Annotated in this window: 9 protein-coding genes; all 9 read left to right on the top strand. The window is 64.3% G+C overall.

Annotation, left to right across the window (positions count from 1 at the left end; all coding sequences use genetic code 11):
- Position 1: 1 nt before the first annotated feature.
- The 9 genes from ACLMAJ_RS07745 (at position 2) to murA (ending at position 8,677) form a co-directional block, all read left to right on the top strand.
- Positions 2 to 562, top strand: a complete 561-nt coding sequence (locus ACLMAJ_RS07745) for a F0F1 ATP synthase subunit B (RefSeq protein ID WP_412012823.1) — start codon at positions 2 to 4, stop codon at positions 560 to 562.
- Between the two features lie 19 nt (positions 563 to 581).
- Complete coding sequence (locus ACLMAJ_RS07750; protein WP_412012824.1) at positions 582 to 1,391, top strand: F0F1 ATP synthase subunit delta; 810 nt, start codon at positions 582 to 584, stop codon at positions 1,389 to 1,391.
- Between the two features lie 65 nt (positions 1,392 to 1,456).
- A complete protein-coding gene (gene atpA, locus ACLMAJ_RS07755; RefSeq protein ID WP_412012825.1) occupies positions 1,457 to 3,091 on the top strand; it encodes a F0F1 ATP synthase subunit alpha in 1,635 nt (544 codons plus the stop codon).
- Positions 3,092 to 3,157: 66 nt separating this feature from the next.
- Positions 3,158 to 4,129, top strand: coding sequence for a F0F1 ATP synthase subunit gamma (locus ACLMAJ_RS07760; RefSeq protein ID WP_412012826.1), 972 nt, complete (start codon positions 3,158 to 3,160; stop codon positions 4,127 to 4,129).
- Positions 4,130 to 4,145: 16 nt separating this feature from the next.
- A complete protein-coding gene (gene atpD, locus ACLMAJ_RS07765; RefSeq protein WP_412012827.1) occupies positions 4,146 to 5,588 on the top strand; it encodes a F0F1 ATP synthase subunit beta in 1,443 nt (480 codons plus the stop codon).
- A gap of 6 nt (positions 5,589 to 5,594) precedes the next feature.
- Positions 5,595 to 5,972 carry a F0F1 ATP synthase subunit epsilon gene (locus tag ACLMAJ_RS07770; protein ID WP_412012828.1) on the top strand — a complete coding sequence of 126 codons (378 nt, stop codon included), beginning with the start codon at positions 5,595 to 5,597 and terminating at the stop codon, positions 5,970 to 5,972.
- A gap of 197 nt (positions 5,973 to 6,169) precedes the next feature.
- Entirely contained in the window at positions 6,170 to 6,592 is a 423-nt protein-coding gene (locus ACLMAJ_RS07775) for a DUF2550 domain-containing protein (protein ID WP_412012829.1), read from the top strand.
- Between the two features lie 64 nt (positions 6,593 to 6,656).
- Positions 6,657 to 7,241 (top strand): cob(I)yrinic acid a,c-diamide adenosyltransferase, encoded by a 585-nt coding sequence (locus ACLMAJ_RS07780; RefSeq protein ID WP_412012830.1) that lies wholly within the window; start codon positions 6,657 to 6,659, stop codon positions 7,239 to 7,241.
- Between the two features lie 176 nt (positions 7,242 to 7,417).
- Positions 7,418 to 8,677, top strand: a complete 1,260-nt coding sequence (murA, locus tag ACLMAJ_RS07785) for a UDP-N-acetylglucosamine 1-carboxyvinyltransferase (RefSeq protein WP_412012831.1) — start codon at positions 7,418 to 7,420, stop codon at positions 8,675 to 8,677.
- Positions 8,678 to 9,203: the final 526 nt, after the last annotated feature.

The raw sequence follows: 9,203 nt of genomic DNA on the forward strand, positions 1-9,203 counted from the left end.
GATGACCACGCATTCTGTGCTCGCCGCGGCGACGGGGGAGGATATCAACCCCCTTATCCCCGAGACATACGACATCGTGTGGTCGGTGGTCTGCATTGCGATCATCGGCTTCGTTTTCTACAAGTACGTAATTCCACGCCTCATGAAGGTGCTGGACGAGCGTGCCGACAAGATCGAGGGTGGCATCCAGCGGGCCGAGGCCGCGCAGGAAGAGGCCCAGCTGACGCTGCAGCAGTATCAGCAGCAGCTGGCCGAAGCCCGGCTCGAGGCTGCGAAGATCCGCGAGGACGCACGCACCCAGGGCCAGCAGATCCTCGCGCAGATGCGCGCGGATGCCCAGGCCGAAAGCGACCGTATCGTCGCGGCAGGCCACAGCCAGCTGGAAGCCCAGCGGCAGCAGATCCTCACCGAACTGCGTGCCGAGGTCGGTCAGACGGCCGTCGATCTGGCGGAAAAGATTATCGGACAGTCGGTTTCGGACGAGGCCAAGCAAGCGGCTTCGATCGAGCGGTTCCTGTCCGAGCTCGACCAGTCGAATGCCGGCATCGGGGTCGGAAGGTAGCGACGCGAAAGTGAGAAGCATGTACGCAGCGAGCCGTGAGGCGAGTTCCCGGTCCCGAGAGGCACTTCGGGCCGCTCTGACCGGAAGCGACGGTGTTGCGGCCACAACGGGGTCGGAACTGTTCGCCGTTGTCGCCGTGCTGGATGACCAGCGTTCGCTGCGTGTTGCGCTCGCGGACGTATCGGTGCCGGGCGCGGCGCGCGCCGAGCTGAGCGAGCGGGTCTTCAGCGGCAAGGTCAGCGCTGCCACGCTGGCGGCGCTGACCACCGCGGTAGCCCAGAACTGGTCGCGCACTGCCGATTTGGTCGACACCCTGGTGTTGCTCGGGCAGGAAGCGCTGCTGGAGTCGGCTGCCGACAGTGGGCGGATCGAAGCGGTCGAGGACGAACTGTTCCGACTCGGCCGGATCATCAGCGACAACCCCGGGTTGGAGCAGGCACTTTCGGATCGCGCGAAGCCGGCAAAGGCCAAGCGCGAGCTGATCGACCGGCTGCTCGCGGGCAAAACCGACACCATCACCCATACCCTGGCGGACCAGGTGGTCACCCGGTCGAAGACGGGCATCGGCGAGGCATTCGACGAGCTGTCCGATCTCGCGGCCGCACGGCGCAACCAGATCGTCGCGCATGTTCGCGCCGCGATCGCGCTGACCGACCAGCAGCGGGAGCACCTTGCGGCGTCGTTGCAGCGCACCTACGGCAAGCCGGTCACGGTGCACGTCCAGGTCGATCCGAGTCTGCTGACCGGTGTCGTCGTACACATCGGCGACGACGTGATCGACGGTAGCGCCACCGGCCGACTGGAACGGCTGCGTCGGGCTTTGGCTTGATGCCACAGTCCGACGACTCCCAATTCCCCCGACATTCGAGACCAGACAGCGAGAGCAGGAAGACTATGGCGGAGCTGACGATCTCCACCGATGAGATCCGTAGCGCGATCGAGAGCTACACCCAGAGCTACACCCCGGAAACCTCCATCGAAGAAGTCGGTGTTGTCACCGATACCGGTGACGGCATCGCCCACGTGAGCGGTCTGCCTTCGGCGATGGCCAACGAACTGCTCGAGTTCCCCGGTGGTGTGCTCGGCGTGGCGCTGAACCTCGAGGACCGCGCCATCGGTGCCGTTATCCTCGGCGAATACGCCTCCCTCGAAGAGGGCCAGGAAGTCCGCCGCACCGGCGACGTGCTCTCGGTTCCGGTGGGCGACAAGTTCCTCGGCCGCGTGGTCAACCCGCTCGGTCAGCCGATCGACGGCCTCGGCGAGATCGAGGCCGAAGAGCAGCGCGTGCTCGAGCTGCAGGCCGCCTCGGTGCTGGAGCGTCAGCCGGTCGAGGAGCCGATGGCCACCGGCATCACCGCCATCGACGCGCTGACCGCGATCGGCCGTGGCCAGCGTCAGCTGATCATCGGCGACCGCAAGACCGGCAAGACCGCGGTCTGCATCGACGCGATCCTGAACCAGAAGGCCAACTGGGAGTCCGGCGATCCGACCAAGCAGATGCGCTGCATCTACGTCGCGATCGGCCAGAAGGGTTCCACCATCGCGGGCGTCAAGACCGCGCTGGAGGCGCACGGTGCGATGGAGTACACCACCATCGTCGCTGCCCCCGCTTCGGACTCCGCCGGCTTCAAATGGCTTGCGCCCTACACCGGTTCGGCTCTCGGCCAGCACTGGATGTACCAGGGTAAGCACGTCCTCATCGTGTTCGACGACCTGAGCAAGCAGGCCGAGGCCTACCGCTCGATCTCGCTGCTGCTGCGCCGCCCGCCGGGCCGCGAGGCCTACCCGGGTGACGTCTTCTACCTGCACTCCCGCCTGCTGGAGCGTTGCGCGAAGCTGTCCGACGCGATGGGCGCGGGCTCGATGACCGGTCTGCCGATCATCGAGACCAAGGCCAACGACATCTCGGCCTTCATCCCGACCAACGTCATCTCCATCACCGACGGACAGGTCTTCCTCGAGTCCGACCTGTTCAACAAGGGCGTCCGTCCGGCGATCAACGTCGGCACCTCGGTCTCCCGTGTCGGTGGCGCCGCGCAGACCAAGGGCATGAAGAAGGTCGCCGGTTCGCTGCGTCTGGAAATGGCGCAGTACCGCGAGCTGGAGGCGTTCTCCGCCTTCGCCTCCGACCTGGACGCGGCCTCGCTCGCTCAGCTCGAGCGCGGCGCCCGCTGGGTCGAGCTGCTCAAGCAGGACCAGTACACGCCGGTCGCCGTCGAAGACCAGATCGTTTCGATCTACCTGGTCGACGCCGGTTACTACGAGTCGGTCCCGGTTGCCGACATCCGCCGGTTCAACGCCGAGCTGATCGAGGAGTTGCACCGGACCGCGCAGGAGGCGTTCGAGTCGATCGCCGGCGGCAAGGTGCTGCAGGGCGACGCGGCAGACGCCATCAAGGTGGCCACCGACAAGTTCAAGCAGGGCTTCCTCGCCAGCGACGGCACTCGTGTGGTCGAGGACGGAGCGGGCGAGCTCGAGTCCGAAGAGGTCGAGTCGCTCACCGTGACCCGCAAGCACGTCGAGAAGTAGCCCAGGCGGAACTGATGCGAGCAATTCGATTTTTCAACTGGCGAATGAAGGGAGAGTGAACCGCTGATGGCAAACCTGCGTGAATTGCGCTCCCGCATTCGTGGTGTGAATTCGATCAAGAAGATCACCAAGGCCCAGGAGCTGATCGCGACCTCGCGAATCACGAAGGCTCAGGCCAGGGTTGCTGCGGCCAAGCCGTACGCGGAGGAGATCACGAAGGTTCTCGGAGAGCTCGCGAGTGCTTCCAAGAACCTCTCGCATCCCCTGCTGACCGAGCGCGCCAACCCGCGTCGCGCCGCTGTGCTGGTCATCACCAGTGACAGCGGTATGTGTGGTGGCTACAACTCGAACGTGCTCAAGCGCGCCGAGGAGCTCATGACCACTCTGCGCGGCGAGGGTAAAGAGCCGGTGGTGTACGTGATGGGCAACAAGGGCCTCATCTACTACACCTTCCGCAACCGCACGCCCCGTGCGTCGTGGACCGGTTTCTCGCAGCAGCCGAAGTACACCGATGCCTCGGCCGCGTGCCGGCACCTGGTGGACAGCTTCATGGCTGGCTCCGAGGGCGAAGTTCCCGCTCCGAACGGCACCGGCAATATCGCCGGTGTCGACGAGCTGCACATTGTGTACACCCGGTTCGTCTCGATGTTGACGCAGACCCCTGAGGTGCGCCGGTTGGCGCCGATCCAGGTGAGCTATGTCGACGAGAACTTCGACATGGGTGAGGACAGCCTGTCCGATTCGGCCACCGCCGATGTGCACGCGCAGTACGAGTTCGAGCCCGACGCCGATGTGCTGCTGGCGGCGCTGCTGCCCAAGTACATCAATACGCGTATCTATTCATCGTTGCTCGAGGCAGCGGCATCCGAGTCCGCGGCTCGGCGCACCGCAATGAAGGCCGCCACCGATAACGCCAACGAGCTGTCGAATGTCCTTACCCGGCAGGCGAACTCGGCACGGCAGGCCCAGATTACGCAGGAAATCTCAGAAATCGTCGGCGGCGTGAACGCGCTGGCTTCGAGCTCGGACCGCGACTAAGCGCAGGAAGAGAATAATGACCGCAGCAGTCACGCAAGAAAGCCGGACCGGCGCGAAAACAGGTCGCGTCGTCCGCGTCATCGGCCCCGTCGTCGACGTCGAGTTCCAGCGGGGTTCCATCCCCGAACTGTTCAACGCTCTGCACGCCGAGATCGCGCTGGCCTCGGTGGCCAAGACGTTGACACTCGAGGTTGCCCAGCACCTCGGCGACAACATCGTGCGCACCATCTCGATGCAGCCGACCGACGGCCTTGTCCGTGGGGCGAAGGTGTCCGACACCGGCAAGCCGATCTCGGTGCCCGTCGGTGACGTCGTCAAGGGCCACGTGTTCAACGCCCTCGGCGATTGCCTGGACACCCCCGGGCTCGGCCGCGATGGCGAGCAGTGGGGTATCCACCGCAAGCCACCGTCATTCGACCAGCTCGAGGGCAAGACCGAGATCCTCGAGACCGGCGTCAAGGTCATCGACCTGCTGACCCCGTACGTCAAGGGCGGCAAGATCGGTCTGTTCGGTGGTGCCGGTGTCGGCAAGACCGTGCTGATCCAGGAGATGATCACCCGTATCGCGCGTGAGTTCTCCGGTACGTCGGTGTTCGCAGGCGTCGGTGAGCGCACCCGTGAGGGCACCGACCTGCACCTGGAGATGGAAGAGATGGGCGTCCTTCAGGACACCGCCCTCGTCTTCGGTCAGATGGACGAGCCGCCGGGCACGCGTATGCGCGTCGCCCTCTCGGCCCTCACCATGGCCGAGTACTTCCGCGACGTGCAGCACCAGGACGTGCTGCTGTTCATCGACAACATCTTCCGGTTCACTCAGGCCGGATCCGAGGTGTCGACCCTGCTCGGCCGTATGCCGTCTGCCGTCGGTTACCAGCCGACCCTGGCCGATGAGATGGGCGAGCTCCAGGAGCGCATCACCTCGACCCGTGGTCGGTCGATCACCTCGCTGCAGGCCATCTACGTGCCCGCCGACGACTACACCGACCCGGCCCCGGCGACCACCTTCGCCCACCTGGACGCGACGACCGAGCTTTCCCGCCCGATCTCGCAGAAGGGCATCTACCCGGCCGTCGACCCGCTGACCTCGACCTCGCGCATTCTCGAGGCTTCGATCGTCGGCGCGGAACACTTCCGGGTTGCCAACGAGGTCAAGCGGATCCTGCAGAAGTACAAGGAACTGCAGGACATCATCGCCATCCTCGGCATGGACGAACTCTCCGAAGAGGACAAGGTCCTCGTCGGCCGCGCCCGTCGTCTGGAGAAGTTCCTCGGCCAGAACTTCATCGTCGCCGAGAAGTTCACCGGCCAGCCGGGTTCCGTGGTGCCGCTGACCGACACCATCGAGGCGTTCGACCGCGTCTGCAAGGGCGAGTTCGACCACTTCCCGGAGCAGGCGTTCAACAGCTGCGGTGGACTCGACGACGTCGAGGCCGCCGCGAAGAAGATCGCCGGAAAGTAGTCACCCATGGCGGAGATGTCAGTTGATCTCGTCGCTGTCGAGCGACTGCTCTGGTCCGGCCAGGCGTCGTTCGTCAGCGCACAGACAACCGAGGGCCAGATCGGCATCATGCCGGGCCACGAGCCACTGCTCGGCCAGTTGGTCGAGGGCGGCACCGTGACCATCGTCGACACCGAAGGCCAGCGGATCGTCGCTGCGGTGCACGGCGGTTTCTTCTCGGTGACCGCGAGTACGGTCCGGGTGCTTGCCGAGTCCGCGGAGTTCGCCGGTGAGGTCGATGTCGAGGCGGCCCGCCGCGTGCTGGCCGACACGGATGCCACCGAGGAACAGCAAAAGGCGGCCCAGGCCCGAGTGCGCGCGGTCGAGCAGGAAGCGAACGCGTAGTCGAGTACCACCATTGAGCACGACACTGTCGGCGGCGAACTCATTCGCCGCCGACAGCGTCGTTTCGGGGGTTGGTACGAGCCACAGTGCGAAAGACACGGCCGCGCCGTTTGTAAACTCGGGTCCGTGGTTGAATGACCGCGAGGTGTCGCCGAAACGGCGGCGGAGCGAAGGGACGAACGGCATTGCAGACCGGGATGGTTCTCCTGATCATTCTGGTGCTCGTGCTCGTTTTCCTGGCGCTTGCCTCGACCTACCGCCTGATCATGCTGCGTCGTGGTGGCACGGCCGCGCTGCTGCGGGTGCTGCCCGCGCGCGGTGGCCAGGGTTGGCGGCACGGCCTGATCCGATATGACGAGGATCGGCTGGTCTTCTACAAGCTGTCCAGTCTCAAACTGGGTCCCGACTCCACCATTCGACGTCAGGGCATCGAGATCGGTGACCGCCGCGGCCCGCGCGGTGACGAGTTCGACATCATGACCGAAGAACTGTCGGTGACCGCGGTGTCCGATACCGGTGGCACCTTCGAACTCGCCCTCGACCGCGGCTCGTTGGCCGCCTTCCTTTCCTGGGTCGAATCCCGTCCTTCCGATCGCACCCGCCGACTTCCAGGCCTCTGAACAGCCTGCTGTTCTGTTCCGACAACTAAGGTGGTCTTGTGAGTGAGCGCAGCGAGGAGAAGTCGTGAGCGTCCATCTGACGCGGATATACACGCGTACCGGGGACGACGGGACCACTGGGCTCAGTGACTTCTCGCGGGTCGCCAAGACCGATCCCCGACTGGTCGCGTACGCCGATTGTGACGAGGCCAATGCGGCCATCGGCGTGGCTGTCGCGCTCGGGAGCCCGACACCGGAACTGCTCACGGTGCTGCACCGGATACAGAACGATCTGTTCGACGCGGGCGCCGACTTGTCGACCCCGGTTGTCGCGGAGCCCGAGTACCCGCCGTTGCGGATCACCCAGCCCTATATCGACCGGCTCGAAAGCTGGTGCGATGAGTTCAATGCCGAACTGGCGCCGCTGAATTCGTTCATCCTGCCCGGCGGCACCCCACTGGCGGCGCTGCTGCACACCGCGCGCACCGTAGCCCGTCGCGCCGAACGCTCCGCATGGGCGGCGATCGAGGCGTACCCGTACGACACGAACGTGCTGCCTGCCAAGTACTTGAACCGCCTGTCCGATCTGCTGTTTATCCTGAGCCGCGTCGCCAATCCCGGCGGCGATGTGCTCTGGAAGCCGGGCGGAGACGAGTCGGGTGCATCATGATGGACGCGAACGAGGACACGATGGGCTCAAAACGCAACGCCTGATCTCGTGAGTACATGGGTAACTCACCGGGTACGCCCCGAACCGAGCCGGGCACCTACCGTCGGTCCGCAACGCAACTACCGTCGCACTCACCAGTGCGCTGAATACCCGGAGAGGCGGGACTGAGAGGCGGCATGGAGAGGTTTTTGGTTACCGGCGGGAATAGACTCGTCGGTGAAGTCGCGGTCGGGGGTGCCAAAAACAGCGTCCTCAAGTTGATGGCGGCTGCCCTGCTGGCCGAGGGCACGACCACCATTACGAACTGCCCGGACATCCTCGATGTGCCGCTGATGGGCGATGTGCTGCGCGGCCTCGGCTGCGATGTGACGATCGACGGCTCTGTCGTCACGATCAACACGCCCGCTGAACCGAAGTACCACGCGGATTTTCCCGCGGTGACGCAGTTCCGCGCCTCGGTCTGTGTGCTCGGTCCGTTGATGGCTCGATGCAAGCGCGCGGTTGTCGCGCTGCCGGGTGGCGACGCGATCGGCTCTCGTCCATTGGATATGCACCAGGCCGGCCTGCGCCTGCTCGGTGCTACCAGCGAAATCGAGCACGGCTGTGTCGTCGCGCGTGCGGATGAACTGCGTGGAGCGCGCATTCGGCTGGACTTTCCGTCGGTAGGGGCGACGGAGAACATCCTCATGGCGGCCGTGCTCGCCGAGGGCGAGACGGTCATCGACAACGCAGCGCGTGAACCGGACATCGTCGACCTGTGCAACATGCTGGTTCGCATGGGCGCCCGGATCAGTGGTGCGGGTACCTCGGTGCTGACTATTCAGGGTGTCGAGCGCCTTTCGCCGACCACGCACCGCGTGATCGGCGATCGCATCGTCGCCGCAACCTGGGGGATCGCCGCCGCCATGACAATGGGCGATATCCGGGTCACCGGCGTGAACCCGAAGCATCTGTCACTGGTGCTGGACAAGCTGCGTTCGGCAGGAGCGCGGATTTCGTTCGAGCCGGACGGCTTCCGTGTCATCCAGGCCGACCGCCCGCGCGCGGTCAACTTCTCCACGCTGCCCTTCCCTGGGTTCCCGACCGACTTGCAGCCGATGGCCATCGGCCTCGCCGCGATCGCCGACGGCACCTCGATGATCACCGAGAACGTCTTCGAAGCGCGGTTCCGCTTTGTAGAGGAGATGATCCGCCTCGGCGCCGACGCGCGGACCGATGGGCATCACGCAGTGGTGCGCGGAATTCCGCGGTTGTCGAGTGCCCCGGTGTGGTCATCGGATATTCGGGCAGGTGCGGGACTCGTGCTCGCGGGATTGGTTGCCGATGGCGTCACCGAAGTGCACGACGTCTTCCACATCGACCGCGGTTACCCGAACTTCGTCGAGCAACTGCAGGCATTGGGTGCTCGAGTAGAGCGGGTCGGGGCTGCGGATTGATCTTGTCCGCCTGGCAATGGATGGACCCAATGATCAAGCGTTGCCGAAAACCATTCCTGACCAGGCGATTTGACATCATGCACGCAGACACGTAACTTTATTCGAGTCAGAGCGACACGGACACCGACCCGGAGCCGAGAAGCACAGCGGAAACGCTGAGCGAAAGGCGAGGGAAACGAGGTAGTACGAGGAGCGCCTGACGATCACACTAGCTCGATCTGAACCCTGGTTTGCGCCTGGGTGTACGGCTGAGCTAAGCTTCAATAACTGCCGCACCGGTCAATCAGATTAAATCTGGGCGATGGTGTGTGCGTGTGTTCTTTGAGAACTCAATAGTGTGTCGATGAATGTCAGTGCCAATTATTTAATTGGTTCCGGCCTTGCATACCCCCCGGTTGTAGGGTCGGACATTTAGTCAGCAAATCTTTTTGCTGGCGTTTTGTTTTGCTAGGTTTTCGGACTCTAGTTATTCTTCTGATTGCACCTTTCGGGGTGTGGTTGAGAGTCTTCAACGGAGAGTTTGATC

This window comes from Nocardia arseniciresistens, assembly GCF_046764875.1.
Classification (GTDB): domain Bacteria; phylum Actinomycetota; class Actinomycetes; order Mycobacteriales; family Mycobacteriaceae; genus Nocardia; species Nocardia arseniciresistens.